This window comes from Bradyrhizobium sp. Arg237L (assembly GCF_029990105.1).
GTDB lineage: Bacteria > Pseudomonadota > Alphaproteobacteria > Rhizobiales > Xanthobacteraceae > Bradyrhizobium.
In genome coordinates this window covers 155,281-170,551 of the sequence record NZ_JAQMIL010000009.1, presented here as the reverse complement: position 1 = coordinate 170,551, position 15,271 = coordinate 155,281, and the positions used below count along the sequence as shown (strand labels likewise).

The following is a 15,271-nucleotide window of genomic DNA, read 5'->3' as shown; positions in this document are numbered from 1 at the left end:
TGTTCGCGCGAAAAACTTAGCGCCAGCGTCGGGGCGCCAGGACCACACGACTTCGCCGTCCGTGATGCGCGCGCTCGTCAGTCGCACGCATCACGTCCACCGCATCTCACCGCAACGTTCGTGACGATCGCGATCCGCCCCTCATTCGGGTGAGACGCGCGGAGTTAAATCACTGATTTGCCCGACGGCGAAAGCGGAATGTTTTTTGCGTGAGGGCTGGACGGGGCCAATCAGGTTGGAATTGCTGGCGAATTTTTCTCCGCCGTCATTCCGGGGCGTCCGAAGGACGAGCCCGGAATCCATCCAACCGCAGAGCATGCGGCGAAATGGATTCCGGGCTCGCGCTGCGCGCGCCCCGGAATGACCAAGAAGCTTGGCGCGTGCGAGATGGTGGGTTACGCATCCGACAAATCATACCCTGGGAGAGATTCCTCATGCGCACCCATTCCATCGCCGCCATTCCTGCCGACGGTATCGGCCCCGAGGTGATCTCGTCGGGCGTTCGTGTGCTGGAGGCGCTGGCGCAACGCTCCGGCGATGTTGCCTTCCAGTTCAAGACGTTCGACTGGGGCTCGGACTACTACAAGAAGCACGGCGTCATGATGCCGGCGGACGGGCTCACTGAGCTGAAGAAGTTCGATGCGATCTATTTCGGCGCGGTCGGGGCGCCCGATGTGCCCGACCACATCACGCTGTGGGGGCTGCGGCTGCCGATCTGCCAGGGCTTTGACCAATACGCCAATGTGCGGCCGACCAAGATCCTGCCCGGCGTCGCCTCGCCGTTGCGCAATGTCGGCCTCGGAGATCTAGACTGGGTGATCGTGCGCGAGAATTCGGAAGGCGAATATGCGGGCGCCGGCGGACGCGCCCATAAGGGCCTGCCCGAGGAGGTCGGCACCGAAGTTGCGATCTTCACCCGCGTCGGCGTCACGCGCATCATGCGCTATGCTTTCCGGCTCGCGCAGGCGCGACCACGGAAGTTTCTCACCGTGGTGACGAAGTCGAACGCGCAGCGTCACGGCATGGTGATGTGGGACGAGATCGCCGCCGAAGTGGCGCAACAATTCCCCGATGTCACCTGGGACAAGATGCTGGTCGACGCCATGACGGTGCGCATGACGCTGAACCCGAAAAGCCTCGACACCATCGTGGCGACCAACCTGCACGCCGATATCCTGTCCGATCTGGCAGGCGCGCTCGCCGGCAGCCTCGGCGTCGCGCCAACAGGCAACATCGATCCCGAGCGTCGCTTCCCCTCGATGTTCGAGCCGATCCACGGCTCGGCCTTCGACATCACCGGCAAGGGCATCGCCAACCCGGTCGCGACCTTCTGGACCGGCGCGCAGATGCTGGAGCATCTCGGCGAGAAGGACGCGGCCACGCGGCTTATGGCGGCGGTGGAGCGCGTCTGCGCCGCCGGCGTGCTGACGCCGGATGTCGGCGGCAAAGCGACGACGAAAGAGGTGACGGACGCCGTGATCGACGCGATTCACGGCACGAATGTGTGAAGCCCCCCTCTCCCCCGCTCTTGCGCAGAACTTCGGACGAATGACTGCCCAGCCGTCATTGCGAGCCAACGGGTCGCGCGAACGCGCGCCCGATGACAAGCTCCGCGAAGCAATCCATCGAGCCGCGTCCGCGGAAGCATGGATTGCTTCGTCGCTATCGCTCCTCGCAATGACGGCGCTATTTCTGGCGGCAGTTCTGCCGCACCTGTCTCTACCGCCGCTTCGTCAGCCGTTCCATGATTGGCTTGAGCAGTAGCGGCGACAGGTAGATCGGGAATTGCGATAGCGCGAAGTAGAGCCAGGTCAGGCCCGGCAGCACGCCGTCGGTGGCGGCGACCATCAGGCCCATGTTCCGCTGCGACACCATCAAGGCCAGGGAAAGCGCCCGCTCCATGCCGAAGCGGCGAAACACCAGCATGGTGCCGGCGAGGAGCGCAAAGAACACCGCAAAGGCGAGCAGCGTCAGCCCGAGCGCCTGCAGCGGTTCATGCCAGAAACTCGGCGCGACCGGGCCCATGACCGCGCACACGAACACCAGGAGGATCAGGATGTTCAGGCCGTCGATCGGCGCCTTGTGGCGCTCGATCGCGGCAAGCCCGAACAGCCATCGGATGATCGCAGCGACCGCGAGCGCGCCGGCCAGGATCAGGAACAGTTTTGCGCCGAGTGCGACCGGCGACAAGGTCAAGGCCGCGCTGAAGAAGAGATAGGCGAACAGCGGCGCGGTGAGCGGCACCAGCGCGGTGCCGGTCACGAGCGTGATCAGCACCAGCGTGGCGTCCAGTCCCATCAGCGCCGCGAGCGAGGGGGAGGCCATCATCGGCGAAGCCACTGCCTGCAGCATCAAGCCTAAGAAGAGATCGGGCGACGCCGTGCGCAGGCCCGTCGCGAGCCAGAACATGCCGGTGATGGCCGGGACCGCCAGCAGTGTCCATCCCGTCGCGGCCGCGACGATCGCAGGCCGGCGCAAATAGAGCCGCAGCGCGGAGATGTCCACGCGCATGAAGGAAATGCAGAGCAGGAGAAAGACGGCTTCCGTAACGAAGGGCCGCAAGGCTTCTCCGAGCGGCGGGATCGCGATGCCGATGAACACCAAAGCGGCGACGGCGCGTGTGCCCTGGCGGCCGAGCCATGCGAGCGGCCGGGCGATGGCGGCGATGATAGCAGTCAAGGCAACAGGCATTGGCGTTCTCCTGATGGAGCCGCAGCACGAAGAGGCCTGTTGAGATAAGAACACGCGCCCGCCGGACTGCGGCGGCACTCGTTCATGTTTTGCATGTAGGACAAGACGACGTGCCGCTCCCTAAAAGGAGCGCCACCAGCGCGACGCAGTGAAGGTCATGCAATCGTCCATGGGACTTGATTGGCATCGCCGGGCGCTGTTGGCAAGAGGCTTCCGCGTCGTCCTGGCGAAGGCCAGGACCCATAACCACCGGAATGCGTTGTGGCGCGAGCAAGGCGGCTACAGCGGAGCACACCACAAAGGCCTGTGGTTATGGGTCCCGGGTCCCGGCTACGCCAAGGCTCCGCCGCGGCGCGCAAGCCCGGGACGACGTCGTCATTGCGAGCGCAAGCGAAGCAATCCATCTTGCCGCATGTGGAGGCGTGGATTGCTTCGTCGCTTACGCTCCTCGCAATGACGGTGCCGTCCTGCTTACATCAGGACAATTGGTCAGCCGCGCGGTCACGCCGACCGCGGTGCATCCGGGCGGGACGTCAGCGAGCACCACCGAGCCCGCACCGATCTTGGCAAAATCGCCGACGCTCACATCCCCGATGATGGTCGCCCCGGCGCCGATGAAGACACCGCGACCGATCCGGGGCGCGGCGTCGGGATCGGCCTGCTGTCGTCCGATAGTGACATTCTGCAGCATGGTGACCTCGTCACCGATCGAGGCGAATGCGCCCACGATGATGCCGGTGGCATGATCCAGGAACACCGACGTTCCGATCGAGGCCGACGGATGGATGCTGACCTGGAGCCGCTCGGAGGATTGGCTTTGCATCAGGAGCGCGAGGTCAGTACGGCCGCGGCACCAGAGCCAGTGCGAGACGCGCCAGGCCTGCAGCGCGACATAGCCCTTGAAGTTCAACAGTGGCGGAAGAAATCCTCGTGTCGCGGGATCGCGGCGAATGATGCCTTGCAGGTCACGGCTTGCCGCTTCCACGAGATCGGGTTCGGCGTGAAAGGCCTCGTTGGCGATGCGCGTCAACAGCGCGCGACGGTCATTGCCTGTGCCCAGCCGTTGTCCGATCACGAAGGCGACGGCATGCCCGAGATCAGGATGACCGAGAATCGCCGCAGACGAACCGCGCAAGAGCGGATCGGAAGCTGCGACCTCTGACTCGCGGCGGATCAACTGCCACAGCGCGTCCGCCGATACCATTCCATCTGTGACCATGCGTTCACCCCACCGTCACCGCCGGGCCCGGCGTCTCTGTTTATTATAGCTGGGTGCCGCCGATCACAAAACCAAACCGCCCGTCTGCTTTCGCAAACGGGCGGCTCAGGGCCATCAGGTTTTATGGGGGCACATCGCCTGAAGGCTAGCTTTGGACCTTATGACTTAGCCCTGCTGCGGCGGGGGCTGGTCGTTCGGCGGAGTCGGACGCTGGCGATGCTGGTTCATGAAAGCGTCGAACTCTTCCTTGTCCTTGGCGTGACGCAGGCGGCTCAGGAATTCCTTGAACTCCTTCTGCTCCTCTTCGAGCCGCTGCAGCGTCTCGGCACGGTATTCGTCGAAGGCACGATTGCCGCTGGAGGGCGGACCGAAGCCAAAGCCGAAGCCGCGGCGCTCCATGTGGTCGCGCATGCGATCCATCTTGTATTGCATCCGCTCCATCTTGTTCTGCCAGCGATCGCGATCGTTGTGACTCCAGCAACCCATTTTTCTGCTCCCGAGTGTGTAAAAGAGAAGGGCGAGCCCGATCGGCCACCAGATGATGAAGCCGAGGATGGTCACCGCGATCCAGCCGGGGTGCCACGGGCTCTCAGACATGCGTGGGCGGTACGGTTCTTCCACGGGGCCGCGCCATCGATTGACATCTGCGGTGTAGGCCATTTCCGTCTCCATCGCGGCATCACGCCGTTGTGAATGTAAATAACATTTACATACTTGGCCGATCCAATCCGAAAGTCAAGCGGACCCCACAGGGGTGCGACAAAATTATTTCGGCAATTTTATTTCGGTTTTCCCCACGGACCGGCAGGCTTTTCGTCCACCGGCTCGGGCGTGCGCTCGGTGGGGAAGCCGAGACCGCGCAGATAGATCAGCACTTCGGCTTCCAGCAGTTCTTCCGGCGTCATCGGCAATTTGCGACGCGCGGCGTCGCCGCGGCCGAACAGCGAAGCGACACCATGCGACATCGCCCAGATGTGCAGCGCCATCATCATCGCCGGCGGACGCGGCATGCCGGGCGGCGCCAAAGCCGCGAGCCGCTCGGCAGCGGCACGAATGACTGCAAACGCGCGTTCGCTCGCTGCCATCAAAGCGGGCGTGGTTTCGACGGGAACGCCGGATTCGAACATCGCGGAATAGAACGCCGGCTCCTCGCGGGCGAAGGCGAGGTAGGCCTTGCCGACGCGCTCGAACGCGGTGATCGTATCAGGACGGCCGTCGTCCCAGGCCTGCGTCAGGAGCTGTTCGAACTGTTCGAAGCCGCGCTGGGCGATGCTCGACAGCAGTTCGTCGCGGTCGCGGAAATGCCGATAGGGTGCGGCGGGGCTGACGCCGGCCATGCGCGCGGCATCGGCGAAAGTGAAGCCGGCCGGCCCCTTCTGCGTGATCAGGTCGAGCGCCGCCTGCAGCAACGCTTCCTTCAGATTGCCGTGATGATAGCCGCGCTCGCCGCGGCGCGTATCCTTGCGCCAGCTCATGTGAAGAGGTCTTACATGAGCCGGATGCAAAGGTCACTAGCGCCGAGGCGCGCCGTTCATCAAGATTAACGGCGCGCCCGGTTGCACAACGTCTCGTCATTCCGGGGCGGCTCGCAGAGCCGAACCCGGAATCTCGAGATTCCGGGTTCGATGCTAGCCTATCGCATCGCCCCGGAATGACGGTCTGCCAGATTAACCACCCGGAATCGGCAGGATCGGCATGATCTCCACCCGCTCGCCGGGGAAGATCGCAAAATGCGGGTGGTTTTCGAACAGTTTCGCGGCGGCTTCATGCGAACTGGCGCGCAGCACCGTGAAGCCGCTCAGCTCATTGCTGATATCAGCGATGCCGCTGGCATCGACTTTCTTGGTCTTACCGAGCGGACCGCCCATGGCGACGATCACGGCCTGATGCTTGTCGACCCAAGCCTTCCAGGCCGCCATCCCCTGCTGCTCCTTGGCGCGCCGCTCGGCCTCCGGCAGCGCGTGCCAGGCGGCCATTTTCGGATTGTTCATGCTGCCCACGAAGATGGCGAGATAGGTATCGTTCGCGCTCATGCGTTCTCCTCCTTTGTTGATGGACCCTCGGCTTAACGGTGTGCCGAATCCCGCTGCAGTCCATCGAAGCCGGCGGCTGCCTTCTGCACTTCCTCCGAGAAATCGGACATTTCCTGCACCTGGCGGATCTCGATGATCTCGTTCTCGCTGGCCGGACATTGCTTGGCCCACTCGATCGCCTCCGCACGCGAGGCCACGTTGATCATCCAGTAGCCGCCGAGCACTTCCTTCGATTCGGTGAAGGGTCCGTCGGTGACCACGGGCTTGCCAGTGGCGAAGGAGACGCGGGCGCCCGCCGACGGCGGATGCAGCCCGTCCAGCGCGATCAGGACGCCGGCATCCTTCAGCGCCTGGTTGTATTTCATCATCGCGGCGACGCGTTCCGGGTCGAGGTCGATCTTCGGCGGCGCGGTCTCGTAGCCGAGCGGGATCATCAGCATCATGAATCGCATGGGTGGTTCCTTTGGGTGGGTGAAGGTCAGTCTCGCCATCGTCATTCCGGGGCATCGCGTAGCGATGAGCCCGGAATCCATTTCGCCGCTTGCGTGTGTGGCCCGATGGATTCCGGGTTCGCACTTCGTGCGCCCCGGAATGACAGGGAGGGTCAGTTTCGGGCAACCTGGGCGCGCAGGCGCTCTTCCTGCTCGCGCAGTTCGGGGGTCAATGCTTCGCCGAAATCCTCAGTGGAGAAAACCTGCCGGATCTCGATCTCGCCGTCCTCGAACGGGGCACGCTTCATCCAGTCGATCGCTTCATCGAGCGATTTGGTCTCGATCAGCCAGAAGCCGGCGACGAGATCGTTGCTCAAGCTGAAAGGTCCGTGGCTGACGCGGGGCTGCCCGCCGCCATAGCCGACCCGCGCGCCCTTCGCACTTGGATGCAGGCCCTCGCCGGCCTGCATGATGCCGGCCTTGACCATCTCCTCGTTGAAGGCGCCCATCGCGGCCAAAAGTTCCGTCGAGGGCATCACGCCGGCTTCGGTGTCCCGGTTGGCCTTCACTATCACCATGAATCGCATCGTCTCGCGCTCCGTTAGGGGGTCACTGATTGGTCACTTGTCTTCAGGCACTCGCAGATAAGACGAACCGGGTCTTGCCGCACCGACAGGTCCTGCAAAATTATTCTGGAGGTAATTGCGGCAATTGGGCGCGGGTGGCGTGCCCACCCTACGCGCCCTGCTTGACGAATTTGCCATCCTGATAGGTCGCGCCGAAATAGACGTCGATGCGCTTCACCTTGTCGCCGTCGAAGGCAAAGAACTCGGTATTGCGAAAGTTCTTTCCGTCCCTGGCCATACAGCTATAGGTCACGAAGGCCTCGTCGCCTTCGACGAAGATCCGTTCCAGCTCATGGCTCGCGATCCAGTCGCTATCTCGCCAGCAGCGGGCGAAATAGGTCGGCTTGTCCAGATTGTCGTCATAGGGGCTGGTGAAATGGAAATCGTCGGTGAAGGCCGCCTCGACGCGCTGGCGGTCGTTCGCCAGATAGGCGGCGAAGATCGCGCGAATGATCCCGGCTTTGTCGGTGGACGACATTCAGCTCTCCTTCGGGACCATCTTGAAATAGGGCTCCGCCTCCTTCATCACCCGCGCGAAGGACGGGCGCGCCTTCAGGCGCTCGAAATAGGCGTGCAGATTCTCGTGCCGGTCGCCGAACGGCACCATCATGTTGCCGTAGAACAAAGACGGCGCGGCGGCGCAATCGGCAAGCGTAAACGCCTCGCCCGCCGCCCAGCCGCCGGGCGCCAACTGCTCGTCGATGATGCGGTAGGAGGCGCGCAACTGCGCCCTCGCCTCCTCGACACCAAACGGGTCCTTGCGGTCGGCGGGCCGCAGCCGGTCGCCGACAATCTTCTGCATCGGCAGGTGCAGATAGAGATCGTAGAAGCGCTCACGCAGTCTGGTGTGCCAGGCGAGATCGGCGTCAGGCGGAATGAACCTGGTGCGGCCGGGATAATGGCGGTCGAGATAGTCGATGATGACGCTGGATTCCGGCACGACCTGGTTCCGCGCATGGTCCTGCAGCACCGGAAATCGCCCGATCGGCGACAGTTTCAACAGCGCCGCGCGCTCGGCGGGATTGGAGAGGTCGACCAGATTGGGCGCGAATGGGATGTCGTTCTCATAGAGGGCGATGAGCACCTTCCAGCAGAACGACGCCAGCGGGTGATAATGCAGCGTGAGCGACATGGAAACTCCTGTTGCCGGCGGCCGGATGTGCCGCCACAGGGAAGACGAAGCAGGGCTCAGGGCGCCCGACATCGCCGGCGGATTTATTTCGCGGCCGCAGACCTTGCTTTCGCCGGGTAGACGGCGCAACAGGAACCGATATCGGAAAACATCGGAACATTCATGACTTCATCTTCGCAGAAGGTCGCGCTCGTCACCGGGGCGGCGCGCGGCATCGGGCTTGCCACCGCCAGGCGCTTCCTCGCCGAGGGCTGGCGCGTCGCGCTATTGGATATCGAGCGCGAATTGCTGAACGACGCGGTCGCAGGCCTCAAGCAGGCCGAGAACACGCTGGCGCTGCCTTGCGACGTCTCCGACGCCGCTGCCGTCGCTGCGGCAGTTGCCGCGGTGGAAAAACGCTTCGGTCGGCTCGATGCGCTCGTCAACAATGCCGGGGTTGCGGTGTTCGCGCCGCTGCTCGAGACGTCGGACGCGGACTGGAGCCGGATCCTGGCGGTGAACCTCACCGGACCGTTCCTCTGCGCCAAGGCAGCCGCGCCGCTGATGCGCGAGCATGGCGGCGGGGCCATCGTCAACATCACCTCGATTTCGGCGGTGCGCGCCTCGACGCTGCGCTCGGCCTACGGCACCAGCAAAGCGGGGCTTGCGCATCTGACCAAGCAGCTTGCGGTCGAGCTCGCCTCGCTCGGCATCCGCGTCAATGCGGTGGCGCCGGGCCCGGTCGACACCGCGATGGCGAAAGCGGTGCATACGGCGGCCATCCGCGCGGACTATCACGACGCGATCCCGCTCAACCGCTACGGTCTCGAAGAGGAACTGGCGGAAGCGATCTTCTTCCTCAGCAGCGAACGCGCAAGCTACATCACCGGGCAGATCCTCGCCGTCGACGGCGGTTTCGATGCCGCCGGCATCGGATTGCCGACGCTGCGCGGACAGGGGCGGAACGGCTAGAGACACGTCTTAGCGCTGGTTGACCGCGATGACGCGCCAGCCATCGGCCAGGCGATCGATCCGGGTGAGCGACAGCGGATCGATCACGAAGCGCAGGGCGTTCTCGGCCTGAAGGCCGAGCGCGATCGCGAGCACTGCGCGGATCGTGCCGGAATGCACGACCAGCACGGCATCGCCTGCCGGCAGCGATGCAAGCCCTTCTCTCGCGCGCGCGATCTGATCGACAAAGCTTTCGCCGCCGGGCGGCCGATTGCTCGCCGGCGATCGCCAGAACGCATGATAGGCGTCGCCGAGTTCGGCCACGAGATCGTTGTGGCGCCGCCCGGTCCAGGCGCCGAAATCCTGTTCACGAAAGGCGGCGTTCTCGGCCGCTGCGAGCCCGAGCGCCGCCGCGGTCTCCCGCGTGCGGCGCGCCGGGCTGCAGACCGCAAACGCGCCCTGCGGCAGCCTTGCCTTCAGCGCGGCAAGGGCCGCCTGATTGCCGAGGTCGGCCGGCGCGTCCGGGCCATGAATGACCCCTTTCGGCCCATCGACAGGGGCGTGCCGGATCAGCCACAGATTGGTTTCGATGTTCATCTTGAAGCCTGGGCCAGCCTTGCGGCGAGCAGCATCATGCGAAGGAATCGCATGCAGTCGCCAGTTTAGACGATGTCCGCGCCTTCTGTCGCGACTTGCCCAAGGCGGGCGCACGCATGACAAAATCTTGCCGCATGCGACGCCGTTAAATATGCGACGGGAACGAGGAAATCAGGGAGCCCGCGGATGCCAAGAGCGACGTCAAGGGCGGTGATCAAGGCGGCTTTGATCGCAGCGGCGCTGCTCGCAGTAAGTTCGTTCGCGCGCGCCGAGGTCCGCATCCTGGCAAGCCCGGGCGGAGAGGTCGAGCCCTTCATCGAATTGTTCGCGCGCGTGCGCGCCTCCGGCGAGCGCGTGGTGATCGACGGGCCGTGCCTGTCGGCCTGCACGCTGGTGCTCTCGATGGTCCCGAACGATCGCATCTGCGTGACGCGGCGTGCCGTGCTCGGCTTCCATGCCGCGCGTTCGGTCGACGGACGCGGCCGCTTCTATGCCGAGCCGGAGGCCTCCGAGGCGGTGCTCGAGGCCTATCCGGGGCCGGTGCGTGGCTGGATCGTAAGCCACGGCGGATTGACGTCGCGGCTTCTGCTGCTGCGCGGGCGCGACCTCTCGGCGATCTATCCGCGGTGCCGATGAACGGGATCGCGTAGGGTGGGCAAAGCGAAGCGTGCCCACCATCGCGAGCGGAGTGTTGATGGTGGGCACGGCGCTTGCGCGCCTTTGCCCACCCTACGGCGCTACGGTCGCAGCGTCGATTACATCCCCTCCGCCGGGCAGTTCACCATCCAGGGGATGCCGAACTGATCGACGCACATGCCAAAACCCTTGGCCCAGAAGGTCGGCGTGAAGGCCATGGTCACGGTGCCGCCTTCAGCGAGCGCCTTGAACTTGCGTTCGCCGTCGGCTGGGTCCTCGACCGTCAGAGAGACCGCGAAGCCCTGCGGCTGGTGGAAATATTCCGGCGGCGAATCGGAGGCCATGAGGATCTCGCCGTCGATCGTGATCTTGGCGTGCATGATCTTCTTCTTCCAGTCGGGCGCGACCGGCATCGATTCCGGCGCCTGCTCATGGGTGAGCATCGCCTCGATCTTCGCGCCGAGCACCTTCTCATAATATTTCAGCGCTGCTTCGCAGTTGCCGCTGTAGAACAGATAGGGATTGACTTGCATCGCTCGCTCCTTGGGTTGATGCCACTGTCGCCGTCGACGATCTTGTTGTCCAAGCATGGCCGGATCATGCCCTCTGGACGAACTTCGAAGCCCGTATCCGACAAAGATCGCAGAATTATTTCTTCGAAGACTTTTATTTCTTCGAAGACTTGGCGCCACGCGGCTGGCTGTCGCGGATCAGGCGGTCGAGATGCATGCGGATGTGGGCGGCCTCCGCGGTGGTGTTGGCGAGCGCAATCGCGCGGTCGAAGGCGACGCGCGCCTCCTCGTTGCGGCCGAGCTGCATCAGGAAGGCGCCGCGGACGCCATAGAAGTGGAAATAGTTCTGCAGCCGCTGGGCGAGCGGATCGATCATCTCGAGCGCCGCTTCCGGTCCGCGCACCTTTGATACCGCCACCGCGCGGTTCAGCGTCACCACCGGCGAGGGCTGCATGATCTCGAGCGCGCCGTAGAGCAGCTCGATCTGTAGCCAGTCGGTGTCTTCGGGCTTCTCGGCGCGTGCATGCAATGCGGAGATCGCGGCCTGCACCTGGTAGGGCCCGCTGCGGCGATGGCGCATCGCCTTGTCGATCAGCGCCAGCCCCTCGGCGATCAAGGTCTGGTTCCACAGGCGGCGGTCCTGGTCCTCAAGCAGGATCACGGCGCCATCAGCATCGAACCGCGCCGCGGCGCGGGCGTGCTGCAACAACAACAGCGCGGTCAGCCCCATGATCTCCGGCTCGCTCTGGAACAAGCGCAGCAGCAGCCGCGCCAGCCGGATCGCTTCTTCGCAGAGGGGGCTGCGAATCTCGGCGGTGTCCCCGCTCGCCGAATAGCCCTCGTTGAAGATCAGGTAGATCATCGCCGCGACGGAAGCGAGGCGCTCGCTGCGTTCGGCCGCGCCCGGCGCCTCGAACGGCACTTTCGCGTCCGCCACACGCGCCTTGGCGCGGGTGATGCGCTGCTCCATCGCCGCTTCGCTGACCAGGAAGGCGCGCGCGATCTGCTTCACCGAAAGGCCGGAGACGATGCGCAGCGCCAGCGCGATCTGCTGCGTCGGCGGCAGGTCGGGATGGCAGCAGATGAACAACAGCCGCAGGATGTCGTCGCGGTAATGCGAGCCATCGAGCCGCTCGGCGAGCGCGTCCTCGGCGTCGTCGAGGTCGGAGATCGCCTGGTCGTCATCCGGCAGCGCCTCCTGCTTGCGGCTGCGCCTGATATCGTCGATCCCGACATTGCGGCCGACCATGATCAGCCACGCCGCGGGATCGCGCGGCGGGCCGTTCTGCGGCCAGCTCTTGAGCGCGCGCAGGCAAGCGTTCTGGTACGCCTCCTCCGCCCGATCGAGATCGCGGAAATAGCGGAGCAGCGCGCCGACCGCCTGGGGTCGCGCCGAGGTTAGCGCGGCGTCGATCCAGGCGGTATCGGTCACGTCTGAACACTCCCGGGATTGAAAACCCCCACGGGGCGGATCTCATAGGCGCCGCCCGGATTGGCCGCGCCGAGGTCGCGCGCGACGTCGAGCGCCTCGTCGAGATTCTTGCAGTCGACGACATAGAAGCCGAGCAGTTGCTCCTTGGTCTCGGCAAAGGGACCGTCCAGCACGAGCGGCGGATCGTCCTTGCGCAGCGTGGTCGCCGCCGTGGTCGGCAACAGCCGCGCCACCGGCCCAAGCCGGCCCTGCTGGGCCAGCTTCTCCTGCACGACGGCAAGTTTCTTCATGACGGTCGCGTCCTGTTCCTTGGTCCAGGAACCGACCATGTCCTCGTCGTGATAGCAAAGGATGGCATACAGCATGCGTCAGGCATCTCCGTTGTGTTGAAGACGAACGATTATGCCCGCAGCCGACAAGGCTTAGAAGAAATTTCGAGAGGAGAAGAAGTGGGTTCCGCACCCCTCCGTCATTGCGAGGCGGCAGCTTCCGCGGAAATCAGGATCAATTTGCGCATCTCAAAGTCTCCGCTTGATTGGTGGCAGGAGAGTATGCGACCGGTTCTATCCGGTATGTGATGAAGGTCACGCTGATAATTTGGGGTGCGAAAATGGCGAAAGGCGCGCTGGCGCTGCTGGTGCATGGCGGCACCGAAAACTGGTCGCCGGTGCGATGGAAGGCCCGGTTCGACGAGGTCTGCCGTAACAGGCGTGTGCTGGTGCTGCCCGATGCAAGTATCGATCGTTCCGAGGTGCAGTACGCCGCGGTCTGGAAGCCGCTGCCGGGCGAGCTTGCGGCGTTTGCGAATCTGCGCGTGATCTTCAATCTCGGCGCCGGCGTCGACGCGCTGATGGCGGATGCCTCCCTGCCAGACGTGCCGCTGGTCCGTGTCGCGGTCTCCGACCTCACCGGCCGGATGACGGAATATGTGACGCTGCATGTGCTGATGCATCACCGCCAGGAACTGTACTTGCGCGAGTCGCAGCGCGAGAGGCTCTGGGCGCCGCGGTATCAATGGGCCGCAGGCGCAATCACGGTCGGCATCATGGGAATGGGTACGCTGGGGGCCAACGCGGCAGAGGTGATCGCGCGGATCGGCTTCCGCGTGGTCGGCTGGAGCCGCAGCGCCAAGCAGGTCGATGGCATCGAATGCTTTGCCGGGACAGAACAGCTCGGCGCCTTCCTGCGAGAGACCAACATCCTGGTCTGCCTGCTGCCGCTGACGCCGGACACGCGGCACATCCTCAACCGCGACGTCTTTGCCAAACTGAACCGCAGCAGCCCGATGGGCGCGCCGGTCCTGATCAATGCCGGCCGCGGCGGACTACAGGATGAGGCCGACATCCTGCGCGCGCTTGACGACGGCACGCTGGGTGCCGCCTCGCTCGACGTCTTCGAGACCGAACCGCTGCCACAGGCGAGCCCGTTCTGGAGCCATCCGAAGGTGGTGCTGACGCCGCACAATGCGGCCGATACCGACCCGGACGAGATCTCGAAATATGTCGCGCAGCAGATCGAGCGCTTCGAAGCCGGCGGTGCGCTGGAGAACGTGGTCGACCGTGGGCGGGGATACTAGAGCATAATCCCGGAAAAGTGGGTACCGGCTTCCCTCGCGACAAACGCGAAGCGTTTGCGCGGAGATCATGCCCCAACCTAAAGATGGAGCGGGATGACGTTTCGAAGAAAAGTCATCGCGCTCTAGCCCAACTGTCGTCCCGGGTTTCAGCTATTCACAAACGCAGATGTGGCGCGAAGTGCGCGGCGGCCTCGCCCGCGCACTGTGAGGGGTCGCAGGATCACTTCTGCTTCCGCATGGGTCGATGCGGCGCGCACTCCTGATGGCGTCTCGCCGAAGTACCGGCGGAACGTGCGATTGAAATGAGAAACGTCACCAAAGCCGACTGCAAACGCGATATCGATGATGGCCAAATGCAGATGGTGCGGGTCAGTCAACATCGCGAAGGCCCGCTCAAGCCGGCATCCTGCAAGATGCTCGGTGAACGACTTCCCGGTCCCCTCGAGCAGTTTTTGCACGTATCGCCGCGACATGCCGAGCGCAGCGGCGACATTGTCCAGATCGAAATTGGGATCGCTGAATCGTTGCGCGATCTCAGCCAGGATTGCCTGCAGCCTGGCTGCCTTCGCACCACGGTCCGTAATGATGTTTGCAGCTTCGGCGGTCGGCCCGAGCGTCGCGGCCACGAGATCGAGCAGATGTACGCCGATGGTGGAGGCCAGTTCTGATGACGGAGGTTCTTTGAGGGATGCGAGCGACCGCAGGTACCGGTCGAGGAGTCTAAGCGCGGGTCCAGGACGCACCGGCCGACCCGATAGATCTTCCGGCTGCGCAACCAGAGACCTGAGGGCGGCAGCCTGCACGATTACGTATCTGACTCTGGCGCCACGCGGCCCAAATACTCGCAGCGGCCTTCCGCGGTCAATCAAACAAGCGGAGCCGGCATCATAGACACGTTCCTGGCCAGCAGTTGCAAATCGGACCGGTCCGGTCTCGACGATGTTCAGTCCGAATTGGTCACGGCTATCCTTGAGGTGGAGTTTGTGACGAATAAACTCCACCGGCGTGGCGGCAACGCTACAAACGCCAACCGCACCGAGCGGCAAGTAGGTGACGTCGATACGCGGTCGCCCGCCGCTGTGATCTATCACGTCCAGGGCGAGGTTCTGCCGCGCAAACTCCTCGCGGAACGTGGAGAGCCGCGCGCGCTCCGGCAGCATCTCGGTCGACCATCGCAAAAGGTGAGATGACGTTGTCATCTCGGCCTCCCGTTTCGAGGCCCCTTCAAGAAATGATATCGCACCGCGCTCGCTGCAAGTGTGAAATGGTTCACAAGGCGGGAGGTAGGCTGCGCGACATGACCGAGCGCGGCGCGCCGCTCTCTGTACGTGATGAGCTGGTACGCGTCGCGTAAAGATTGTGGCGGCCAGCGAGACCGCAGCTTTCTTCACTGGCGAGAACAACCAGCCTTTAGCCGCAATCGTCGCAAATGGCCGTGTCGGCTTGTTGCGCGCAG

18 protein-coding genes are annotated in these 15,271 nt (G+C 64.1%); 4 read left to right on the top strand and 14 right to left on the bottom strand.

The window, feature by feature from the left end:
- The first annotated feature begins 434 nt into the window (after positions 1-434).
- On the top strand, positions 435-1,508 hold the full coding sequence (locus tag OZ411_RS08185; protein WP_282527512.1) for a tartrate dehydrogenase: 1,074 nt from the start codon (positions 435-437) through the stop codon (positions 1,506-1,508).
- Between the two features lie 211 nt (positions 1,509-1,719).
- Here the strand turns inward: OZ411_RS08185 and OZ411_RS08180 are convergent, their stop codons facing one another.
- The 9 genes from OZ411_RS08180 to OZ411_RS08140 all read right to left on the bottom strand — a co-directional run bounded on the left by OZ411_RS08180 (position 1,720) and on the right by OZ411_RS08140 (position 8,132).
- Positions 1,720-2,691 carry a Na+-dependent transporter gene (locus OZ411_RS08180; protein WP_282527511.1) on the bottom strand — a complete coding sequence of 324 codons (972 nt, stop codon included), beginning with the start codon at positions 2,689-2,691 and terminating at the stop codon, positions 1,720-1,722.
- Positions 2,692-3,130: 439 nt separating this feature from the next.
- Complete coding sequence (locus OZ411_RS08175; protein ID WP_282527510.1) at positions 3,131-3,910, bottom strand: serine acetyltransferase; 780 nt, start codon at positions 3,908-3,910, stop codon at positions 3,131-3,133.
- Between the two features lie 165 nt (positions 3,911-4,075).
- On the bottom strand, positions 4,076-4,570 hold the full coding sequence (locus OZ411_RS08170) for a DUF2852 domain-containing protein (protein WP_130580153.1): 495 nt from the start codon (positions 4,568-4,570) through the stop codon (positions 4,076-4,078).
- Positions 4,571-4,689: 119 nt separating this feature from the next.
- Positions 4,690-5,385, bottom strand: coding sequence for a TetR/AcrR family transcriptional regulator (locus tag OZ411_RS08165; protein WP_130580154.1), 696 nt, complete (start codon positions 5,383-5,385; stop codon positions 4,690-4,692).
- A 192-nt stretch (positions 5,386-5,577) separates the two neighbouring features.
- Complete coding sequence (locus OZ411_RS08160) at positions 5,578-5,943, bottom strand: hypothetical protein (protein ID WP_282527509.1); 366 nt, start codon at positions 5,941-5,943, stop codon at positions 5,578-5,580.
- 32 nt (positions 5,944-5,975) lie between these two features.
- A complete protein-coding gene (locus tag OZ411_RS08155; RefSeq protein ID WP_282527508.1) occupies positions 5,976-6,395 on the bottom strand; it encodes a YciI family protein in 420 nt (139 codons plus the stop codon).
- Between the two features lie 152 nt (positions 6,396-6,547).
- A complete protein-coding gene (locus tag OZ411_RS08150) occupies positions 6,548-6,961 on the bottom strand; it encodes a YciI family protein (RefSeq protein WP_282527507.1) in 414 nt (137 codons plus the stop codon).
- Positions 6,962-7,109: 148 nt separating this feature from the next.
- Complete coding sequence (locus OZ411_RS08145; RefSeq protein ID WP_282527506.1) at positions 7,110-7,478, bottom strand: nuclear transport factor 2 family protein; 369 nt, start codon at positions 7,476-7,478, stop codon at positions 7,110-7,112.
- Positions 7,479-8,132, bottom strand: coding sequence for a glutathione S-transferase family protein (locus OZ411_RS08140; protein ID WP_282527505.1), 654 nt, complete (start codon positions 8,130-8,132; stop codon positions 7,479-7,481).
- A 162-nt stretch (positions 8,133-8,294) separates the two neighbouring features.
- Between OZ411_RS08140 and OZ411_RS08135 the strand changes: the two genes are divergently transcribed.
- On the top strand, positions 8,295-9,083 hold the full coding sequence (locus OZ411_RS08135) for an SDR family oxidoreductase (protein WP_282527504.1): 789 nt from the start codon (positions 8,295-8,297) through the stop codon (positions 9,081-9,083).
- 9 nt (positions 9,084-9,092) lie between these two features.
- On the opposite strand, the gene OZ411_RS08130 is transcribed toward OZ411_RS08135, so the two are convergent.
- On the bottom strand, positions 9,093-9,659 hold the full coding sequence (locus OZ411_RS08130; protein ID WP_282527503.1) for a histidine phosphatase family protein: 567 nt from the start codon (positions 9,657-9,659) through the stop codon (positions 9,093-9,095).
- Between the two features lie 186 nt (positions 9,660-9,845).
- On the opposite strand from OZ411_RS08130, the gene OZ411_RS08125 reads away from it, so the two are divergent.
- Positions 9,846-10,295: a hypothetical protein gene (locus tag OZ411_RS08125; protein ID WP_130580162.1), complete on the top strand. Its 450-nt coding sequence runs from the start codon at positions 9,846-9,848 to the stop codon at positions 10,293-10,295.
- Between the two features lie 119 nt (positions 10,296-10,414).
- Here the strand turns inward: OZ411_RS08125 and OZ411_RS08120 are convergent, their stop codons facing one another.
- The 3 genes from OZ411_RS08120 to OZ411_RS08110 all read right to left on the bottom strand — a co-directional run bounded on the left by OZ411_RS08120 (position 10,415) and on the right by OZ411_RS08110 (position 12,604).
- Positions 10,415-10,828 (bottom strand): VOC family protein, encoded by a 414-nt coding sequence (locus OZ411_RS08120; protein ID WP_130580163.1) that lies wholly within the window; start codon positions 10,826-10,828, stop codon positions 10,415-10,417.
- Positions 10,829-10,961: 133 nt separating this feature from the next.
- Complete coding sequence (locus tag OZ411_RS08115) at positions 10,962-12,239, bottom strand: RNA polymerase sigma factor (protein WP_130580164.1); 1,278 nt, start codon at positions 12,237-12,239, stop codon at positions 10,962-10,964.
- Positions 12,236-12,604: a YciI family protein gene (locus OZ411_RS08110; protein ID WP_130580165.1), complete on the bottom strand. Its 369-nt coding sequence runs from the start codon at positions 12,602-12,604 to the stop codon at positions 12,236-12,238. Before OZ411_RS08110 ends, OZ411_RS08115 begins: the two co-directional genes overlap by 4 nt.
- Before the next feature lie 245 nt (positions 12,605-12,849).
- Between OZ411_RS08110 and OZ411_RS08105 the strand changes: the two genes are divergently transcribed.
- Entirely contained in the window at positions 12,850-13,815 is a 966-nt protein-coding gene (locus OZ411_RS08105) for a glyoxylate/hydroxypyruvate reductase A (protein WP_282527502.1), read from the top strand.
- Between the two features lie 146 nt (positions 13,816-13,961).
- Here the strand turns inward: OZ411_RS08105 and OZ411_RS08100 are convergent, their stop codons facing one another.
- Positions 13,962-15,014: an AraC family transcriptional regulator gene (locus tag OZ411_RS08100; protein WP_130580167.1), complete on the bottom strand. Its 1,053-nt coding sequence runs from the start codon at positions 15,012-15,014 to the stop codon at positions 13,962-13,964.
- Between the last annotated feature and the right edge of the window lie 257 nt (positions 15,015-15,271).

Bases quoted from the DNA above. Each gene is read 5' to 3' on its own strand.
- OZ411_RS08185 (WP_282527512.1), top strand. From the start codon at position 435: ATGCGCACCCATTCCATCGCCGCCATTCCTGCCGACGGTATCGGCCCC.
- OZ411_RS08180 (WP_282527511.1), bottom strand. From the start codon at position 2,691: ATGCCTGTTGCCTTGACTGCTATCATCGCCGCCATCGCCCGGCCGCTC.
- OZ411_RS08175 (WP_282527510.1), bottom strand. From the start codon at position 3,910: ATGGTCACAGATGGAATGGTATCGGCGGACGCGCTGTGGCAGTTGATC.
- OZ411_RS08170 (WP_130580153.1), bottom strand. From the start codon at position 4,570: ATGGCCTACACCGCAGATGTCAATCGATGGCGCGGCCCCGTGGAAGAA.
- OZ411_RS08165 (WP_130580154.1), bottom strand. From the start codon at position 5,385: ATGAGCTGGCGCAAGGATACGCGCCGCGGCGAGCGCGGCTATCATCAC.
- OZ411_RS08160 (WP_282527509.1), bottom strand. From the start codon at position 5,943: ATGAGCGCGAACGATACCTATCTCGCCATCTTCGTGGGCAGCATGAAC.
- OZ411_RS08155 (WP_282527508.1), bottom strand. From the start codon at position 6,395: ATGCGATTCATGATGCTGATGATCCCGCTCGGCTACGAGACCGCGCCG.
- OZ411_RS08150 (WP_282527507.1), bottom strand. From the start codon at position 6,961: ATGCGATTCATGGTGATAGTGAAGGCCAACCGGGACACCGAAGCCGGC.
- OZ411_RS08145 (WP_282527506.1), bottom strand. From the start codon at position 7,478: ATGTCGTCCACCGACAAAGCCGGGATCATTCGCGCGATCTTCGCCGCC.
- OZ411_RS08140 (WP_282527505.1), bottom strand. From the start codon at position 8,132: ATGTCGCTCACGCTGCATTATCACCCGCTGGCGTCGTTCTGCTGGAAG.
- OZ411_RS08135 (WP_282527504.1), top strand. From the start codon at position 8,295: ATGACTTCATCTTCGCAGAAGGTCGCGCTCGTCACCGGGGCGGCGCGC.
- OZ411_RS08130 (WP_282527503.1), bottom strand. From the start codon at position 9,659: ATGAACATCGAAACCAATCTGTGGCTGATCCGGCACGCCCCTGTCGAT.
- OZ411_RS08125 (WP_130580162.1), top strand. From the start codon at position 9,846: ATGCCAAGAGCGACGTCAAGGGCGGTGATCAAGGCGGCTTTGATCGCA.
- OZ411_RS08120 (WP_130580163.1), bottom strand. From the start codon at position 10,828: ATGCAAGTCAATCCCTATCTGTTCTACAGCGGCAACTGCGAAGCAGCG.
- OZ411_RS08110 (WP_130580165.1), bottom strand. From the start codon at position 12,604: ATGCTGTATGCCATCCTTTGCTATCACGACGAGGACATGGTCGGTTCC.
- OZ411_RS08105 (WP_282527502.1), top strand. From the start codon at position 12,850: ATGGCGAAAGGCGCGCTGGCGCTGCTGGTGCATGGCGGCACCGAAAAC.
- OZ411_RS08100 (WP_130580167.1), bottom strand. From the start codon at position 15,014: ATGACAACGTCATCTCACCTTTTGCGATGGTCGACCGAGATGCTGCCG.